This window comes from Vibrio sp. 811 (assembly GCF_033339195.1).
Genome location: NZ_JAWOUB010000011.1, coordinates 69,602 through 87,366, shown reverse-complemented (window position 1 = coordinate 87,366; position 17,765 = coordinate 69,602). Strand labels below are relative to the sequence as shown.

The 17,765-nt window shown below is 44.6% G+C and carries 17 protein-coding genes; 11 read left to right on the top strand and 6 right to left on the bottom strand.

Annotated elements, in window-relative coordinates; genetic code table 11:
* Window positions 1–325: 325 nt before the first annotated feature.
* The 3 genes from R7Q46_RS16410 to R7Q46_RS16400 are packed head-to-tail and all read left to right on the top strand — an operon-like array spanning window position 326 to window position 3,056.
* Entirely contained in the window at window positions 326–553 is a 228-nt protein-coding gene (locus tag R7Q46_RS16410; RefSeq protein WP_005382190.1) for a FeoA family protein, read from the top strand.
* Window positions 553–2,829 (top strand): Fe(2+) transporter permease subunit FeoB, encoded by a 2,277-nt coding sequence (feoB, locus tag R7Q46_RS16405; protein ID WP_213871774.1) that lies wholly within the window; start codon window positions 553–555, stop codon window positions 2,827–2,829. Before R7Q46_RS16410 ends, feoB begins: the two co-directional genes overlap by 1 nt.
* On the top strand, window positions 2,826–3,056 hold the full coding sequence (locus R7Q46_RS16400; protein ID WP_005382192.1) for a FeoC-like transcriptional regulator: 231 nt from the start codon (window positions 2,826–2,828) through the stop codon (window positions 3,054–3,056). Before feoB ends, R7Q46_RS16400 begins: the two co-directional genes overlap by 4 nt.
* Before the next feature lie 108 nt (window positions 3,057–3,164).
* Here R7Q46_RS16400 and R7Q46_RS16395 read toward each other — a convergent pair whose 3' ends face one another.
* From R7Q46_RS16395 to argS, 3 genes are all read right to left on the bottom strand, one after another.
* Window positions 3,165–3,686, bottom strand: a complete 522-nt coding sequence (locus R7Q46_RS16395) for a YqhA family protein (protein WP_042523163.1) — start codon at window positions 3,684–3,686, stop codon at window positions 3,165–3,167.
* Window positions 3,687–3,836: 150 nt separating this feature from the next.
* A complete protein-coding gene (locus R7Q46_RS16390; RefSeq protein WP_005446436.1) occupies window positions 3,837–4,265 on the bottom strand; it encodes an HIT family protein in 429 nt (142 codons plus the stop codon).
* Between the two features lie 118 nt (window positions 4,266–4,383).
* Window positions 4,384–6,117: an arginine--tRNA ligase gene (gene argS / locus R7Q46_RS16385; protein ID WP_054576704.1), complete on the bottom strand. Its 1,734-nt coding sequence runs from the start codon at window positions 6,115–6,117 to the stop codon at window positions 4,384–4,386.
* 220 nt (window positions 6,118–6,337) lie between these two features.
* Between argS and R7Q46_RS16380 the strand changes: the two genes are divergently transcribed.
* Window positions 6,338–6,934: a VOC family protein gene (locus tag R7Q46_RS16380; protein WP_213871772.1), complete on the top strand. Its 597-nt coding sequence runs from the start codon at window positions 6,338–6,340 to the stop codon at window positions 6,932–6,934.
* A 72-nt stretch (window positions 6,935–7,006) separates the two neighbouring features.
* On the opposite strand, the gene R7Q46_RS16375 is transcribed toward R7Q46_RS16380, so the two are convergent.
* From R7Q46_RS16375 to purU, 3 genes are all read right to left on the bottom strand, one after another.
* Window positions 7,007–7,375, bottom strand: a complete 369-nt coding sequence (locus R7Q46_RS16375) for a hypothetical protein (RefSeq protein WP_005382200.1) — start codon at window positions 7,373–7,375, stop codon at window positions 7,007–7,009.
* A 4-nt stretch (window positions 7,376–7,379) separates the two neighbouring features.
* Window positions 7,380–8,984 carry a S1 family peptidase gene (locus tag R7Q46_RS16370; protein WP_213871771.1) on the bottom strand — a complete coding sequence of 535 codons (1,605 nt, stop codon included), beginning with the start codon at window positions 8,982–8,984 and terminating at the stop codon, window positions 7,380–7,382.
* A gap of 220 nt (window positions 8,985–9,204) precedes the next feature.
* The gene (gene purU, locus R7Q46_RS16365) at window positions 9,205–10,038 is read right to left on the bottom strand and encodes a formyltetrahydrofolate deformylase (protein ID WP_005382206.1); all 834 of its coding nucleotides are present in this window, start codon (window positions 10,036–10,038) and stop codon (window positions 9,205–9,207) included.
* 218 nt (window positions 10,039–10,256) lie between these two features.
* Here purU and R7Q46_RS16360 point away from each other — a divergent pair, with 218 nt between their 5' ends.
* The 7 genes from R7Q46_RS16360 to rnd all read left to right on the top strand — a co-directional run bounded on the left by R7Q46_RS16360 (window position 10,257) and on the right by rnd (window position 17,749).
* The gene (locus tag R7Q46_RS16360; protein ID WP_005382210.1) at window positions 10,257–12,197 is read left to right on the top strand and encodes an ATP-dependent DNA helicase; all 1,941 of its coding nucleotides are present in this window, start codon (window positions 10,257–10,259) and stop codon (window positions 12,195–12,197) included.
* 29 nt (window positions 12,198–12,226) lie between these two features.
* Entirely contained in the window at window positions 12,227–12,928 is a 702-nt protein-coding gene (gene tsaB, locus R7Q46_RS16355; RefSeq protein WP_033906910.1) for a tRNA (adenosine(37)-N6)-threonylcarbamoyltransferase complex dimerization subunit type 1 TsaB, read from the top strand.
* Between the two features lie 60 nt (window positions 12,929–12,988).
* On the top strand, window positions 12,989–13,294 hold the full coding sequence (locus tag R7Q46_RS16350) for a hypothetical protein (RefSeq protein WP_047102883.1): 306 nt from the start codon (window positions 12,989–12,991) through the stop codon (window positions 13,292–13,294).
* A 41-nt stretch (window positions 13,295–13,335) separates the two neighbouring features.
* Window positions 13,336–13,893, top strand: coding sequence for a Slp family lipoprotein (locus R7Q46_RS16345; RefSeq protein WP_005382214.1), 558 nt, complete (start codon window positions 13,336–13,338; stop codon window positions 13,891–13,893).
* A 6-nt stretch (window positions 13,894–13,899) separates the two neighbouring features.
* Window positions 13,900–14,754: an alpha/beta fold hydrolase gene (locus R7Q46_RS16340; protein WP_005382215.1), complete on the top strand. Its 855-nt coding sequence runs from the start codon at window positions 13,900–13,902 to the stop codon at window positions 14,752–14,754.
* A 106-nt stretch (window positions 14,755–14,860) separates the two neighbouring features.
* Entirely contained in the window at window positions 14,861–16,552 is a 1,692-nt protein-coding gene (fadD, locus tag R7Q46_RS16335) for a long-chain-fatty-acid--CoA ligase FadD (RefSeq protein WP_318077616.1), read from the top strand.
* Between the two features lie 78 nt (window positions 16,553–16,630).
* A complete protein-coding gene (rnd, locus tag R7Q46_RS16330) occupies window positions 16,631–17,749 on the top strand; it encodes a ribonuclease D (RefSeq protein ID WP_031777213.1) in 1,119 nt (372 codons plus the stop codon).
* The last annotated feature ends 16 nt before the right edge of the window (window positions 17,750–17,765 follow it).

Below are 17,765 nucleotides of genomic sequence, written 5' to 3'. Positions count from 1 at the left end.
ACTTATTTTTCTTATAAAAATAACGCCATGTTTATATGAGAAAAGCGACAACGTTTTGTTTTTTAATTAACCCACTGTTTTAATTTGCATTTTTTGTTTTCTATCTTGGTTTGTGACATTTTTGTTTCGTTAGGTGTCATTTTTAATTGTTAATTTTGACGTAAATAACGAGAGGAAATTTACGAAGTTGACGTTTGAAAGCGTGAAAACATTTACGGAATCTTTGATTTCACACAAGGATTGAAGGGGTATAGGGGAGTAATATTGGCAACCTAAACTTATTAAATAATAATATTTCTCATTAGCAATACTCTTAAGGGCCACTATGAAGTTATCAGAGATTAATCCTGGCGATACGGTGACGATTCGGTTGTTAGATGGTCTTTCATCAGATATCAGAAAGAAACTCATGGTAATGGGGCTGCTTCCCAATACAGAAGTCAAAGTGATTCGACGTGCGCCAATGGGCGATCCTTTACAAGTCGAAGTCCGTGGTGTGTCTGTCGCATTGCGAGAAACAATTGCTCAGAAAATTGAAGTGGAGCGAGTGTAATGCAATATCAAGTGCTAACCGTAGGTAACCCTAATAGTGGTAAAACGACGCTATTTAATGGTTTAACTGGCGCAAAACAGCAAGTTGGTAACTGGGCAGGCGTCACGGTTGAAAAGAAAACAGGACAATTCAAGCATGCTGGGGATGAGTTTTTGCTCACTGACCTTCCGGGTATTTACTCATTAGACAGTGGTAATGATAGTAATAGTATTGATGAATCCATCGCATCGCGTGCGGTTCTAACTCATCCTGCTGATCTCATTATTAACGTGGTGGATGCTACAAGTTTAGAGCGCAGCTTATATATGACGCTGCAACTTCGCGAACTTGGTCGCCCTATGATTGTTGTCCTCAACAAGATGGATGCGCTAAAGCGTGAACGTCAGATGATTAACGTTGCAGAGCTTGAGAAAACGTTAGGTTGTCCGGTTGTCAGTTTATCTGCAACCAATAAAACTCAAGTGGCAGAGTTTAAAGAAAAGCTTCATAAATCCATCGTTCAAGGAGTGCCACTTAAGGAATTGTCTTTGCATTACGGTGAGAAGATGGAGTCGGCAATTCAAACGGTTTCCGCACTTTTTAACGACCAAACCGTCGCTCATCGTGCACTAGCGATTCGTGCGCTTGAAAAAGACACAATGGTGCTCAATAGTCTTTCTGATATTGATAGAAGCAAAGTATTGGAAGTCATTACGACGTTAGATTTGGATATCGATTTGCATGTCGCGGATACTAAGTACACGCATCTGCATGAACAGTGTAAAAAAGTTCGCCGAAGCGAAGGCAAGTTAAGTCGTAGTGTGACTGAAGGACTCGACCAGTTTATTTTGAACAAGTGGATTGGAATTCCTTTCTTCTTTGTTGTTATGTACCTGATGTTTATGTTCTCGATTAACATCGGTAGTGCATTTATCGACTTTTTTGACATTGGTGTGGGCGCATTGTTGGTTGATGGTGGGCATCACTTGTTAGACGGTCATTTGCCTGTGTGGTTAGTGACGGTTCTTGCTGATGGTATCGGTGGTGGTATCCAGACGGTTGCAACCTTCATTCCGGTTATCGCGTGTTTGTACCTCTTCCTAGCGGTACTTGAGAGCTCAGGTTACATGGCTCGTGCAGCATTCGTACTAGATAAAGTGATGCAGAAGATCGGCCTACCGGGCAAAGCATTTGTACCGTTGGTTCTTGGTTTTGGCTGTAACGTACCGTCAATCATGGCAACTCGTACTCTAGACCAAGAACGTGAGCGTAAACTGGCTGCATCTATGGCGCCATTTATGTCATGTGGTGCTCGTCTGCCTGTATACGCGCTATTCGCTGCGGCATTCTTCCCAGGTTCTGGCCAGAACATTGTATTCGCACTTTACCTACTTGGTATTGTGGCAGCGATCTTCACAGGTCTTTTCCTTAAGCATACGCTTTACCCAGGTAGCAGTGATAGCCTAGTAATGGAAATGCCAGACTATGAGCTTCCGACGCTACAAAACGTGGTGATCAAAACTTGGCAAAAGCTAAAGCGCTTCGTACTTGGTGCAGGTAAAACCATCGTTATCGTTGTTGCTATTCTGAGTTTCTTCAACTCATTGGGTACTGATGGCAGTTTTGGTAATGAAGACAGCGAAAACTCGGTGCTTTCTAAAGCTGCGCAAGTTGTAACTCCAGTATTCGCGCCAATCGGTGTTCAAGAAGATAACTGGCCAGCGACGGTTGGTATCATTACCGGTATCTTCGCAAAAGAGGCGGTAGTTGGTACGCTTAACAGCCTGTACACCACGCCAAGCGACGGTGAAGACGCAGAATTTGATCTAATGGGCAGCCTAGAAGAGGCAGTAATGAGTATCCCTGAAAACTTAGCCGGTTTGAGCTACTCAGATCCACTAGGCATTGAAGTGGGTGACTTAACTGACTCAAATGCCGTTGCCGAAGAACAAGAAGTCGATGCTTCTATCTTCGGTAACATTAAATCTCAGTTTGCTTCTGGCAATGCCGCATTTGCTTACCTAATCTTTATCCTACTGTACACACCTTGTGTGGCGGCGATGGGGGCTTACGTACGTGAGTTTGGTCATAAGTTCGCACGCTTTATTGCGGTTTGGACAATGGGCTTGGCTTACCTATGTGCGACGTTCTACAACCAATTGACGCATTTCGCAGATAGCCCAGTGACAAGTGGCATTTGGATGGCTGTGATCGTTGCTATCTTCTTTGGTACCTACCGTGTGTTCAAACAAGTTGGTAAGAAACAAAACGGTGCATTAGAGGCGCAAGTAGCATGATTTTAAAAGAGCTTTATCAATACATTGCAGACAAAGGAACCGTCTCCCAGTCAGATCTGGCTAAACAGTTTGGGATGAGTGAAGATGGCGCCGACGCGATGTTAAACGTGTGGATTAAGAAGGGCAAAATTAGCCGCCTAGTCGACACTAATAAAGCTCATGACGTGACTCGTGTTCGCTACTCAGTGACTAAACAAGATGGTTTGTCTCTGACAGTCACCATGTAGCGACTATCAAAATTAGTCACCTAAAAATTATCACGTAAAAACGACAAAGCCGCATCAGCAATGATGCGGCTTTTATTTTGCTGGTTATTGTTTGTGAATACAGCGAAATTAATGTTCTTCAGAGTGTTTAGTCGCGCCTAACCCTAGGAACTTCAAACCAAGACTTAAAACTAAAATCGAAATAGGTAATGTTAAGATCGTCCAATCTAAGCTGTCGAAGTTAATCAGCACGAGCTCTAAGAACTTCACAAACAAGATCACGATGATGACTTCAGCCAAAATGTTTTTTAGATGGCCGATGTTCGGGGTTCTGATCCAATGCAAAACCGACTGCTCTTGTGTTTTCGCTTTAGCTTTGTTGGAAATAAATAGTGTGTAGATGCCGTGAGCAAAGATGAACAAAACTAGTGCGACAAGAAACGTATCCAGTGACTTGATCAAATAAGCGATCGCGATGTCTGCTTTATCTAAATGTGCGAGTGCTTCTGGAGGTGTTTGATTGAGAATGAAGACCGCAAATGCCGAATAGGTTTTTGCTGCACCCATAAGAAAAAGCAAGAATGAAGCAGCCATGGAACAGATGATGGCGATCCAGCTGACGTATCGGAATGTGTTGAAGACTTGTTTCATGATGACCCTCTCTAACTGAGCTGGTAGTCTAAACAAGTTTTATTTTAGTGATAATCCCAGAAAAATGAGAAAGATTGTTACAAATACGTATTAATCTTTCTCTGTCTATTTCAGCCGTATTCAAAGGCGAATTATTTTCGCTTGCAGTTCTTATGCTTTTTGGAAAATAGAGCTCAGTGACAACACGTTTTTAATGCGACCAAGTAATTCGTTTTGCTCTTCTTCTGTACGGAATTCACCTTTGGTGTTACCCCAAACCGGTCCCGGCCATGCGACGTCATCTTTGAAGCGAGCAATATGGTGAATGTGCAGCTGTGGCACCATGTTACCTAGTGCGCCAAGGTTTAACTTGTCTGGACGGAATGTTGCTTCCAGTGCTTGGCTTACTGCCTGAGATTCTAGCAAAAACTGTTGCTGTTCTTTCATTGGCAAGTGGTGAAGCTCTTTTAGGTTTGCACGTTTAGGTACCAAAATAACCCATGGCACGGCATTGTCTTTATGCAGAAGTGCCACACACAGTGGGAAGTGACCGATAACGGTAGTGTCTTTTGCCAATTGAGGGTGCAGTTCAAAACTCATTATATTATCCGATTTGAATTGAATGACATCAGTATACGCCAGATAAAACAAAAGGTTGACGCTTTCACGCCAACCTTTTGAAATCATATCGATTCTCGATTCTCGATTCTCGAATCGCTTACATGCGCTCTAGAGTATCAATACCTAGTAGAGACAGACCTTGCTTGATGGTCTTCGCTGTTAGCGCTGCTAGTTTCAGACGGCTTTGTTTCACTGCTTCGTCTTCAGCAACTAGGATAGGGCACGCTTCGTAGAAGCTAGAGAACTGACCTGCTAGTTCGAATAGGTAGCTACACATGATGTGTGGTTGACCTTCGCGAGCGACAGATTGAACCGCTTCTTCGAACTGCATAAGCTTAGCAATAAGTGCTTTCTCTTTCTCATCAGTGATTTTGATGTCACCTTGGAGAGCGTCCATAGCAACACCAGCTTTAGCGAAAATAGAAGCTACGCGAGTGTATGCATATTGCATGTATGGTGCTGTGTTACCTTCAAACGCTAACATGTTGTCCCAATCGAACACGTAGTCAGTCGTACGGTGTTTAGATAAGTCAGAGTATTTAACCGCTGCCATTGCAACTGTTTTAGAGATCTTCTCTTTTTCTTCCGCATCTAGCTCAGGGTTTTTAGATTCGATCAGTTGTGCTGCACGAACTTCTGCTTCATCTAGAAGGTCGGCAAGGCGAACGGTACCACCCGCACGAGTCTTGAATGGCTTACCATCTTTACCAAGCATCATGCCGAACGCGTGGTGCTCAAGAGATACTGACTCTGGCACGTAGCCTGCTTTACGAACAATTGTCCAAGCTTGCATTAGGTGCTGGTGTTGACGTGAGTCGATGAAGTAAAGCACACGGTCTGCGCTTAGCTCTTCATAACGATATTTTGCACATGCGATGTCTGTTGTTGTGTATAGGAAACCGCCATCGCGTTTTTGAACGATAACGCCCATTGGTTCGCCATCTTTGTTCTTGTATTCATCTAGGAATACAACTTGCGCGCCATCATCTTCAACGGCAAGACCTTGTTCTTTTAGGTCTGCAACGATCTTAGGAAGCATGTCGTTGTACATGCTCTCGCCCATCACGTCGTCACGAGTCAGTGACACGTTTAGACGGTCGTAGTTGCGCTGGTTTTGGATCATGGTTACATCAACGAGTTTTTTCCACATTTCTGCACAGTACTCGTCACCGCTTTGCAGTTTCACAACGTAGTTTCGCGCCTTTACTGCGAAGTCTTCATCTTCGTCGTACAGCTTTTTCGATTCGCGGTAGAAGCCTTCAAGGTCCGCAAGTTCCATAGAAACTTCGCCAGACTCTTGTTGTACACGCTCAAGGTTTGCGATAAGCATACCGAACTGAGTACCCCAGTCGCCGATGTGGTTCGCACGGATCACTTTGTGACCTAGGAACTCAAGAGTACGTACTACCGCATCACCGATGATGGTTGAACGTAGGTGACCAACGTGCATTTCTTTAGCAACGTTTGGTGCAGAGTAGTCAGCAACGATAGTTTGAGCTTCGTCTTCTGCAACGCCAAGACGTGAGTCAGCCAGTGCTGCTTCCGCTTGTTTTGCTAGGAACTCTTCGCTTAGGAAAATGTTGATGAAACCAGGGCCAGCGATTTCTGTCTTGCTCGCAATACCATCTAGGTCTAGAACATCCAGTACTTTCTGTGCAAATTCTCGTGGGTTAGTACCCAGTTTTTTAGCAACGCCCATTACGCCGTTTGCTTGGTAGTCACCAAATTGTGGCTTTGCTGATTGGCGTACTGCCGCAGGACTGCCTGCAGGTGCGCCAGCGGCTTCTAGAGCCTGAGATACTTTGTCATTAATAAGTGCTTGGATATTCACACGCGTTTCCTTCAATTCAAGGACGAAGAACTCGGCGAAGTAAGTGCCGAGTTCTGTTGGAGTTCACAAAAATGGGGCTAATGATAACAACTTTATTGCTTTTCATACAGAGAGGAATTGGGGAAATTTATACTTTTTCGATTGAATGGAAATGTGGTTTGGTTTGCGTTTACTATTGCGCTCAGAGTAATGAGATAAATCGCCCCAAAAGAGAACCACAATGACGACTCAACTAGTTGAAAAACGCCTAGCGCCTAAATTGATGATCCAAGATCTGGATGCATTTATGGCGAAGATTGAAGAGCTTGCATCCCTGTTAAAACTGGATCTGAGCTTTGCTCAAGCTGACCATATTGCGCTGCGAATTAATGATACTGAAACAGCAAAAGCCGCGCATGAAGCATGGAATCAATACGGTAAGGTGATTTCACAAGCGAAAATCAACGGTCGCCCGATTATTGTTATTGAATTCGACAAAGCGTTAGAAAGCCGTGGCTGGAAGATAGAGTATCTGGAACTGCCATACCCTGCGGAAGGCAAAATCTACCCAACTGAAAGCTGGGAACATGTGGAGTTTGTTATTCCGTCTCATACCGAAACTGCAGACGAGTTTCTTGCTGATTTGAAACATACTTACCCAGCGTTTGGGGCGCGTTTTAATGAGTTGGAAGAGCTGGGTGTGAAGATCAAACTGTCGAGCCCGAAAGGGGATGGCGAACGCTTGAACAACCCAACGGTGGCGTTTAAGTACCAAGGCATTTGTATCAAGCTGCACCCGCATTCACTTAAGCGTATTGTGGAGTCTGAGCAGGCGTAAAACGCTAGGGTGAGAATTGCTGAGTTGCGATAGGCAAAAAGGGAGCCGAGGCTCCCTTTCGTAAGCGAATCACTATTTAGCCAGTGACTTGCTTTTTGGGTTGGTAATGGAAAGTTTTTTGCCTTTCAACTCTTCATCTAAAGGCAGTGTAAAAGTTTTGGCAAACGGCATTCGTTTACAATGATCCGCCTTGTCTCTAACGATAGTAATAAGAGCTTCTGTCTGTGAGCTTTGCTCTATTTTTAGGCTAAAATCATCGTTCTTACTGCAGCCGTTAGACTCTGTGATAAATGAAATTTGACTCTCACTTGTCCTATAAGTCTCTACCATCATTGCTTGGTGCTCAGACGTCTGGTTTGTTTGCAGTCCTGCGTTTGCTGAACATGCAGTTAAACTGATAGTGCCCAAACCAAGTAGGAATATCTTGAGTCTATGTTTCATCTCGTTACCTTTTTTTGCGTCGTACGAATGAACCTGCAGCCATTAACACCAGTAGGCCAATAGATAAACTGCCGCCTGAACTAGACTTTTTATTAACGTCGTTACCAGCATCGCCCGTATTATCTGTGCTGACTGACATATTTATGTTGCGAACAAATGCTTGCGCGCTGTAAATGCCACTTGAAAACGGGTGTTGGACGTATTCAAACGTTATCGTATTAGATGCTTTGTAAAGATCGATCTGGATCTCTTTATAATCGAGGAGTTGGTTGGTGCTATCGTAAATTTCACCATTAACTAAGATGAACAAGTAATCAAAACCATCGGACATTACTTTGAGATCCATGGTAAGTTTGCCCTTCGGAAGATCGGTCAAAACCAGCTCAGATACACCAGGATAAGCTCCCATATCCGCTGATTGCAGTTCACCATTTTCAGCCGTCCAAGCGTTTTGACCGGTATAAACATTTGCGTCTGCTAGCGGAATGGCATTACGCACTGATCTGCTTGCTTTATCTACACCTGAATACTCGAAAGTTGTTGTGAGTCTGGACAGTTTCGGATGATCGGTAAAGAGCTCTATCGTTGTTTCTGATCCCGAATAGCTAGGTTGGTAGCCGACGGTAATTTGACAGCTTTGCGAAGGCTTTAAGGTACCAGTACAAGTGCTTTTCTCGATGGTACTTCCGTATGATATTGTGCTTTGGTAGATGTTGAATGGGATAGTATCGTCATTACGAATAGTAAAGGTCTCTTGCTGCGCTTTTCGCTCAACGAAACGAAGATCTCGGTACTTAGTGAAGCTGATAGTATTGCGATGGCTATCTATCCATCCATTGTGTTGAAAATGAGCGACGTTGGCGTAAACACCATAAGCGTTTGGTTGAGCACATCCATCCCCCCAGCTGACCACGCCTAGCAATTTGTTGATACCGTTATCATCAACGATGAGTGGACCGCCGCTATCTCCTTGGCAGCTATCTTTACCTCCCCAATAGTATCCGGCGCAAATACCGTCATCTGATACATTAGAGTAGTTTCCTGGTAGGTTTTGGCAGGTAGCTCGATCTACGTATTCCAAATCTACTTGTTGTAAAACGGTTGGGTATATTCGGTCTGTCGTGGACGTATTTCCCCATCCAGCCACGTGCAACTTGTCTCCTACGCGTACGCTATCTAAAAGTTCTGGCGTTGCCAGGTCAATAGTTGCGCTATCGATATTGCGTTCTAATTCAATAAGAGCGATGTCATTGTTCGTTGTTATGTTGTTATATTCATCATGTGAATAGATATTTTTAATGGCGATGCGCTGTGCTTGAGACTCTCTGTTTTTGTCATAAAGACCAAGAACGATATCCAGATCGTCCGCATTAAGACCTTCCACACAGTGCGCAGCAGTTAATACGTATTTTCCACCTAGGAAACTGCCACCACAAAAGTGACCAATAGATGTAGGTTGTCCTTTACGTACCAGTGAAGCAATAAATTTCCAGTCGGAAGTGTTGGCAGGTTCGCCGCCGATAATGCGAGTGGATACATCATTCTGAACAGGCTCAAGAGTATCTGCGATTGTGGTTGCTGGTAAAGTCAGCCCAATCAGAAAAGCCACTAACGTTTTTTCATTTTAATTCCGTAATATTAACGTGGTTTATTATAAGGAGGGCAAATGATAAACGGAATCATTCTCTCAGTAAATAGTTGTGGAGAAATGAAAAATTATAACGTATCGGTTTAACTTTGATGGTTAGAATTGGAGGGGGGATCTTCTGAAAAGATGAAACCCGCCAAGTTGGACGGGTTTCACTATCGTTGTAACTAGTACGGAGGGATTACAGGATCACTGTCTTATTCCCATAAACAAAGACGTGGTCATTGATCACTTTATTCAAAGCCTTACTCAATACGTTCTTCTCTACATCGCGTCCCGCTTGCGCCATATCTTGGGCATTGAATGTATGGTCGACAGGAATTACGTCTTGCTTGATGATCGGCCCTTCATCTAAATCATTAGTCACGAAGTGTGCTGTTGCACCGATGATTTTCACACCGCGATCGTAAGCTTGTTGATATGGCTTCGCGCCAATAAAAGCAGGTAAGAAGCTGTGATGAATATTAATGATTTTGTGGTGATATTTCTCAACAAACGTCGGCGTTAATACGCGCATGTATTTAGCTAGCACCAAAAAGTCAGCATCGTATTGATCGATCACTTCTAGCATCTTCTGCTCGTGTTCTTCACGGCTAAGGTTTTCATGGGTCACATGGTGGTAAGGAATGTCGAAGCGTTCAGTGAGAGTTTGCAGTTTGTCGTAATTCCCCACCACAGCGGCGATCTCAACATCTAGGCTTCCATCGTAGGTTTTCATCAGAATATCGCCTAAACAATGCGCTTCTTTTGTGACGAGAATGACGATGCGCTTACGGCGAGAGCCAACCAATTTACGCTTAGCACCTTGCGGGAGAGCTTGGTCCAAGTCGGCAAGAAACGTTTGATCGTTGAAGTACCCCTCCAACTCCGTTCTCATGAAAAAGTGGCCACTGGTATTATCAACAAATTCGTTATTGTGAACGATGTTGAGTTGGTGCTTGTAACAGATATTAGTAATTTTCGAGATGAGACCCGGGGCGTCAGAACAGTGGGTCAACAGTGTTTTCTTTTCCATAAATCAGGTACTTCCATGCATTAATATTTTAGCGTACGAATTTGTTATTATTCCCTGGCGGGTGTAATTGTACTGCCATGTTTCACCATAAATAATCTATTCTTACTTTGGTTTCAACAAAATATCCGCGTGTCGCCGCAAGCTGGTCAGATTGTGGGCTGATGTCACTCCTATTCCTCTGATATACTCTCGATAATTTTTCAAACTCAATACCAAGCATGATCGCAAAAACTTTTTCCTCTGATGGCGCGTTAGGTAAGGCCATTCCTGGCTTTCAAGCTCGTCAGCCACAAATCGATATGGCGGAAGCCGTCAGCAGTGCGATCAAAGATCAAACCCAGTTGGTGGTGGAGGCAGGAACCGGAACCGGTAAGACCTTCGCATACCTAGTCCCTGCGCTGTTGAGCGGTAAAAAAGTGATCATCAGTACAGGCTCGAAAAACTTGCAAGAGCAGTTGTACCATCGTGACTTACCGCTCATGGTCAATGCGCTTGGTTTTTATGGCCAAGTGGCGTTATTAAAAGGGCGTTCTAATTATCTGTGTTTGGATCGTTTGAGCCGCCAAATGGTCGAAAGCCACACTAATGAATCTGACCCGACGTTATTAACTCAACTGGTTAAAGTGCGTGCTTGGTCATCAGAAACCAAAACAGGTGACCTTGGTGATTGTGATGATCTGCCAGAAGACAGCATGATCATTCCGACTATCACCTCAACCAATGATAACTGTTTAGGTAAAGAGTGTCCGAGCTACACCGATTGCTTTGTATTGAAAGCGCGTAAGCGAGCCATGGATTCCGACATTGTTGTAGTGAACCATCACTTGTTTCTTGCTGATTTAGCGATCAAAGAAACAGGATTCGGTGAACTGATTCCAGAAGCCGATGTGTTTATTTTTGATGAAGCTCATCAGTTGCCAGATATTGCGAGCGAATATTTCGGCCAGTCAGTTTCAAGCCGCCAAATTCACGATCTTGCCAAAGACATTGAAATAGCCTACCGCACCGAAGCCAAAGATATGCGTCAATTGCAAAAAGTGGGCGACAAACTCATGCAAAGCGCAATGGACATGCGGATTGTATTGGGTGAGCCAGGCTTTCGTGGCAACTGGCGTGAGGCGTTGCAATCAGGTTCTATTAAGCGAGAATTATTGCGCTTAACTGACAGCCTCGAATTGGCGATTGATGTACTCAAAATAGCTTTAGGGCGCAGTCAATTACTGGATACCGCTTTTGAACGAGCCAATTTGATCAAAGGCCGCATCGACCGCGTCTGTGATGTCGATATTACCGGTTACTCATACTGGTACGATACCTCGCCTCGTCATTTCGCTCTGCACATTACGCCTCTTTCTGTCGCGGACAAGTTCCATGAGCAAATAGAGATTAAACAAGGCGCGTGGATTTTCACGTCAGCAACCCTAGCTGTATCGGGCGACTTCAAGCACTTTACTGAGCGCCTTGGCCTCAAGCCTACAAAGCAATTTTCTCTGCCGTCCCCCTTTGATTATCAAAAACAAGCGCGCCTTTGTGTGCCAAGGTATTTGCCAGAGCCAAACAGTAACGGCTTAGCGGATAAGTTAGTCCGAATGCTTGCTCCGGTGATTGAAGAAAATGATGGTCGCTGCTTCTTTTTATGTACCTCTCACAGCATGATGCGTGAACTAGGTGAGAAGTTCCGAGAAGTACTTGAGCTGCCTGTGTTAATGCAAGGGGAGATGAGTAAGCAGAAAACCTTGGCGGAGTTTATGGAACTGGGTAACGCTTTACTCGTGGCGACGGGCGCTTTCTGGGAAGGGATTGATGTTAGAGGTGATGCGCTGAGCTGTGTTATTATCGACAAATTACCGTTTACCGCCCCTGACGATCCGTTACTCAAAGCCCGTATCGAGGATTGTCGATTACGTGGCGGTGAACCATTTGCTGAAGTACAAATCCCGGATGCAGTGATTACGTTAAAGCAGGGAGTAGGGCGATTAATTCGAGATCAGAAGGATCACGGTGCGTTGATCATTTGTGATAATCGCCTCGTCACGCGAGACTATGGTGGTATTTTCCTCGGAAGCCTACCACCTATCCCAAGGACGCGAGACTTAGATGGAATCAAAGCATTCCTGAAAGCAGAACAATCTGTCACAGACGCAAGTGCTGAGGCATAACCCAATAAATGAAAGTTGTAGAGAGTTAAATGAGCGCAAAAATTCTTGCTATCGATACAGCGACTGAAAACTGTTCAGTTGCGTTGTTGGCTAATGATCAAGTGATTTCACGTAGCGCGGTTGCACCACGCGATCACACCAAAAAAGTACTGCCAATGGTTGATGAAGTACTCAAAGAAGCTGGCCTGACTCTACAAGAGCTGGATGCGTTAGCGTTTGGACGTGGTCCAGGTAGCTTTACTGGCGTTCGTATCGGTATTGGTATCGCACAAGGTTTGGCGTTCGGTGCTGACTTACCTATGATCGGCGTTTCAACGCTGGCTGCAATGGCTCAAGGTAGCTATCGCTTACATGGTGTGACCGATGTCGCTGTGGCCATTGATGCACGTATGGGTGAAGTTTACTGGGCACGTTACACTCGCCAAGCAAACGGTGAGTGGGCAGAGATGGATGCAGAGTGCGTAATTCCACCAGCACGTCTAGTTGAAGAAGCACAAGCAGACGACAAAACGTGGACGACAGCAGGTACTGGTTGGGATGCTTACCAAGAAGTATTAGCAGACCTACCGTTTAATTTGACGCATGGTGACGTTCTGTACCCTGATTCACAAGACATTGTGATTCTTGCTGAACAAGAATTTAAAAAGGGTAATACCGTGCCGGTCGAAGATTCGAGCCCTGTTTATTTACGTGATAATGTGACATGGAAAAAACTTCCTGGTCGCGAATAGTCCGTTTTTCATTAACCTGACAAAAAGCAGGGCGTTTGCCCTGTATTTTTATGGAGTGCTATGGCGTCGATTAATGGCTTGCCTCCTTCTTTGATTCCCGGTGCAAATCGCACTAATAAAGCCAGTCAAAAGAAGCAGGTAAATAAATCACAAACAAAGCAGCCTGTAGGTCAGCCTTCAAAGGTTGCTAACGCCGTGGCGCACTCCATAAAACACGTGGATGAGTCCCAAATTCACCGAGCTCAAGTGCAATATGACCTTCCTGAAGGGGGCGCACGTAAAGCAATGGAGCAGTACATGGATGTCATGAATCGAGCTAAAAAAGAGGAACTGGCTCAATTACTTGGTGTCGATATTTACGTGTGAGATCTCCCCAGCTTGGGGTTACTAATATTGAAAGGTGGTTTATGAAGGTTTTTGGACGGTTTTTTCTCGCATTATTTGCTACGGTTGGTTTGTCTGCGTGTAGCTCGTTGCCTGAGGAGCTAAATGCAAGCACAGAATTGGTCGTTACAGACTATAAAGCTTTTGCTGAGTCTCAGGGGCAAGTGAGTGAAGATGTTCGCCTTGGTGGAATCATCGCTAAAGTGGATAACTTTAAAGATAAAACGCGTCTAGAGATTGTAAACCTTCCTATCAGTAAGTCTGGTAAACCTGATATCGATGAAGAGCCTACGGGGCGTTTTGTCGCCTATTTTGATGGCTATTTAGAGCCTGTCGCCTTTAGTGAAGGCCGTTTGGTGACGGTTGTAGGCAAAGGAGCAGGGGAAGAAGAAGGAAAGATCGGTGAGCACGGTTACATCTTCCCAGTAATTAAGGGGGAAGGGTACCGTTTATGGAAAATTGAAGAACGTGTACGCATGTATGACTCGCCAACCTACTTTTACCCATGTTACTCGATTAACTGCCGCATGTGGCGTAATGATTTCCCGCAAGACGGTAAAGTGATAAAACAGGTCAAATAATCTGCGATGCATGAGCGTCAATTCGAGCTTCCTGCCGGCAAAATGGCAGCCCTTGAGATAGGGAACGAGAAAACGGCTGACTTGTCAGTCGTTTTTCTTCATGGGTGGTTAGATAATGCGGGCAGCTTTAAAGCGCTCATGGAGCAGTTGAATCAACTTAATCCTCACTTACACCTCCTCGCCATCGATCATTTTGGTCACGGTTTATCGAGTCATAAATCTCACGATAATTATTACCCCTTTCACGACTATATTGCCGATTTGTATCAGTTTTTGGACGAATTATCACCAAACAGACTGATATTAGTAGGGCATTCACTTGGTGCTTTAATCGCAAGTTGCTATAGTGCAGCGTTTCCAGAGCAGGTCGAAGCTCTTGTGCAAATTGAGGGAGCAGGACCTCTTCATGAGGATCCTACTAACAGTTTGCCTCGTCTTCGCGATGGCGTTTTAAGTCGAATAAGACAGCAAAACAAGCCAGAGCGAGCCATTGCCTCCTTCGATCTGGCGTTAAAATTACGCATGCAAGCCAACCAATTAACCGCTGAGCAACTTCTACCGATAGTCGAGCGTGGAACAGAGCAGCGAGGAGATAAATGGTATTGGCGGCATGACGCCAAGTTAAAATGTGCGTCGCTTTACCGAATGGCGCAAGCGCATGCTAACTCGATTACCAGCCAAATACGTTGTCCTCATTTGATTGTATTAGGCGATCAAGGATTTCAGAATTTACCATCTAACCAAGCTGATTGGGGAGAGAACCCACCGCAAGTGGTTTCTGTCAAGGGTGGTCATCACTGTCATTTAGAGCAAATACTCGAGGTCGCAACGCGAATTCTTGGTGTAGTTAACAAAATTTAAACAAGTGTTTGAGAGTTGCGTGCTCAAGCACGTTCGCTGTGCTGTAATAGCTTTCAAAATAAAAAGGACGCTATTTTTTAGCCAGTTATAAACGAGGAGTAACATCGTGGATAAACCATGGCTTTCACGTTATCCAAGTGACGTACCTGAAACCATTAATCCAGAGCAATATGAGTCTTTGGTAGAAATGTTTGAACAGTCTGTACAAAAATATGCAGACCAACCAGCATTCATGAACATGGGCTCGGTTATGACCTTCCGTAAATTGGAAGAGCGTAGTCGCGCATTCGCAGCGTATCTGCAAAACGAGTTAAAACTGCAAAAGGGTGACCGTGTTGCTCTGATGATGCCAAACCTACTGCAATACCCAGTGGCGTTGTTTGGTATTTTGCGTGCAGGTTGTATCGCCGTAAACGTTAACCCACTTTACACTCCTCGTGAACTTGAACACCAATTGAATGACTCAGGTGCGACGACGATTGTGATTGTGTCTAACTTTGCGAATACGTTAGAACAAATTGTCGATAAAACACCAGTCAAACACGTAGTGTTAACCAGTCTTGGTCAAATGCTGCCACGAACGAAAGGTACGATTGTCGATTTTGTCGTGAAGTACGTTAAGGGCATGGTGCCTAAGTACGATTTACCTGGTGCAATCTCAATGCGTCAGGCTCTACGTAAAGGTCGTCGTCTACAATACGTTAAACCGTTTATGTCTGGGGATGACATTGCATTCCTGCAATATACGGGGGGGACGACAGGTGTCGCGAAAGGCGCGATTCTGACTCACCGCAACATGATTGCGAACGTTCTACAGGCAAAAGGCGCGTACGGACCGGTTTTATCTCCGGGGCGTGAATTAGTCGTAACAGCATTACCGCTGTATCACGTATTTGCTCTTACCGTAAACTGTCTGCTGTTTGTCGAAATGGGTGGTCGTAACTTACTTATTACCAACCCTAGAGATATTCCAGGGTTCGTGAAAGAGCTACAAAAGCATCCGTTTACTGCGATTACGGGCGTGAATACCTTATTTAATGCATTGGTCAACAATGAAGATTTCCACGAGTTGGATTTCAGTAATCTACGTTTAGCCGTTGGCGGCGGCATGGCAGTGCAGCGCTCAGTGGCAGAAAGATGGCAAAAGACCACGGGTTGCTATTTGCTCGAAGGTTACGGTCTAACAGAGTGTTCTCCGTTGGTGGCGGCATATCCGCATGATCTTGTTGAATACAATGGCTCTATTGGTCTGCCGGTACCATCAACAGAAGTTCGTATCGTGGACGAAGAAGGCAACGCTCTTGCGAATACTGAAACTGGTGAACTTCAAGTTCGTGGTCCTCAGGTTATGCAAGGTTACTGGCAACGACCTGAAGCAACGAAAGATACGATTAACGAAGACGGCTGGCTATCAACTGGCGACATCGTTAAGTTCGATGACGAAGGCTTCCTGCATATCGTTGACCGTAAGAAAGACATGATCTTAGTATCAGGCTTTAATGTTTACCCGAACGAAATTGAAGACGTTGTAGCACTACACGGCAAAGTACTTGAAGTTGCTGCTATTGGTCAGCCGCATGAAGTGTCTGGTGAATTAGTGAAGATTTATGTCGTGAAACGTGATCCGAGCTTGACCAAAGACGAAGTGATCGCGCATTGTCGAGAACACTTAACTGGCTACAAAGTTCCGAAGTTGGTTGAGTTCCGCGAAGACTTACCTAAAACCAATGTCGGTAAGATCTTGCGTCGTGTTTTACGCGAAGAGAATGACGCTGAACTTGCGAAGAAAAGCGCATAAGCCGATTTCGTCGAGTCGAGAGATTTAAAAAATGATAGAATGCCAGCGTTTTGCTGGCATTTTTATAGCGAGAAGTATGTGAACTATCAAATTATTACTAAAAACAAAGACCTAGAAGAGGTTTGCACTCATGCCCGAGAGGCAGACGTAGTGATGCTGGATACCGAATTCGTTCGTATTCGCACTTTCTACCCGCAGTTAGGTCTGATTCAGCTTTTCGATGGTAATCGCCTCTCGCTGATTGATCCGACTGAATTAACGGATATGACGCCGTTTGTAGCGCTATTAAAAGATACTTCTGTGCTAAAAGTGCTGCACGCATGTGGTGAAGATTTAGAAGTTTTCCAAAACGCTTTTGGTTGTACACCATTCCCTATGGTGGATACGCAGCTGATGGCGGCTTTTCTCGGTCACGGCCTATCGACAGGCTTCGCATCGCTGGTGGAAGAATATTTAGGCGTAGAGCTCGACAAAAGTGAATCACGTACCGACTGGATGGCTCGTCCACTGACACAAAAGCAATTAGATTATGCTGCCGCAGATGTTCATTACTTGTTACCGTTATACGAAAAGCTGTTCGATAAGGTGACGCAAGCAGGTTGGTGGGAAGCTGTACAGCAAGAAAGTGATTTACTCGTTTCGAAACGTATTCGCGTAACCAATGAAGAGAATGCCTACCTTGATATTAAGGGCGCTTGGCAATTAAAACCTTCTGAGCTGGCGATTTTAAAGCCATTGGCGACGTGGCGTTATCGTGAAGCAATCAAACGAGATTTAGCGCTGAACTTTATCTTCAAAGAAGGTGATCTATTAACGGTCGCTCGTCTTGGTTTAACGAACTTTAAGAAGATGGAAGCAGAAGATATTGATATCCGAGCGATTAACCGCCATGGCGCGAAGATTGCCGCGATTGTTAAACAAGCGAAGCAAACACCTTCTGAAGAGTATCCTGCGAAAATTGAGCGTTTAATGGACTATCCGGGTTACAAGCAGGTCTTCAAAAATATGAAAGACTTGGTGAAATCGGCTTCGCAGAAGTCTGGTTTAGCCACGGAGTTCCTTGCCTCTAAAAAGCAGATCAATCAGTTGATCAGTTGGGTTTGGAAAAAAGATCGTGACCCAGAAGTGTTGCCTGATTTGATGCAAGGGTGGCGTTTGGATTTACTCGGCGACAAGATGAACAAAGCATTAAAGTAATGAAAGATGAAAAAGG

Bases quoted from the DNA above. Each gene is read 5' to 3' on its own strand.
- R7Q46_RS16400 (WP_005382192.1), top strand. From the start codon at position 2,826: ATGATTTTAAAAGAGCTTTATCAATACATTGCAGACAAAGGAACCGTC.
- R7Q46_RS16375 (WP_005382200.1), bottom strand. From the start codon at position 7,375: ATGAAACATAGACTCAAGATATTCCTACTTGGTTTGGGCACTATCAGT.
- feoB (WP_213871774.1), top strand. From the start codon at position 553: ATGCAATATCAAGTGCTAACCGTAGGTAACCCTAATAGTGGTAAAACG.
- R7Q46_RS16390 (WP_005446436.1), bottom strand. From the start codon at position 4,265: ATGAGTTTTGAACTGCACCCTCAATTGGCAAAAGACACTACCGTTATC.
- purU (WP_005382206.1), bottom strand. From the start codon at position 10,038: ATGGAAAAGAAAACACTGTTGACCCACTGTTCTGACGCCCCGGGTCTC.
- R7Q46_RS16410 (WP_005382190.1), top strand. From the start codon at position 326: ATGAAGTTATCAGAGATTAATCCTGGCGATACGGTGACGATTCGGTTG.
- R7Q46_RS16360 (WP_005382210.1), top strand. From the start codon at position 10,257: ATGATCGCAAAAACTTTTTCCTCTGATGGCGCGTTAGGTAAGGCCATT.
- tsaB (WP_033906910.1), top strand. From the start codon at position 12,227: ATGAGCGCAAAAATTCTTGCTATCGATACAGCGACTGAAAACTGTTCA.
- R7Q46_RS16340 (WP_005382215.1), top strand. From the start codon at position 13,900: ATGCATGAGCGTCAATTCGAGCTTCCTGCCGGCAAAATGGCAGCCCTT.
- R7Q46_RS16345 (WP_005382214.1), top strand. From the start codon at position 13,336: ATGAAGGTTTTTGGACGGTTTTTTCTCGCATTATTTGCTACGGTTGGT.
- R7Q46_RS16395 (WP_042523163.1), bottom strand. From the start codon at position 3,686: ATGAAACAAGTCTTCAACACATTCCGATACGTCAGCTGGATCGCCATC.
- R7Q46_RS16380 (WP_213871772.1), top strand. From the start codon at position 6,338: ATGACGACTCAACTAGTTGAAAAACGCCTAGCGCCTAAATTGATGATC.
- R7Q46_RS16350 (WP_047102883.1), top strand. From the start codon at position 12,989: ATGGCGTCGATTAATGGCTTGCCTCCTTCTTTGATTCCCGGTGCAAAT.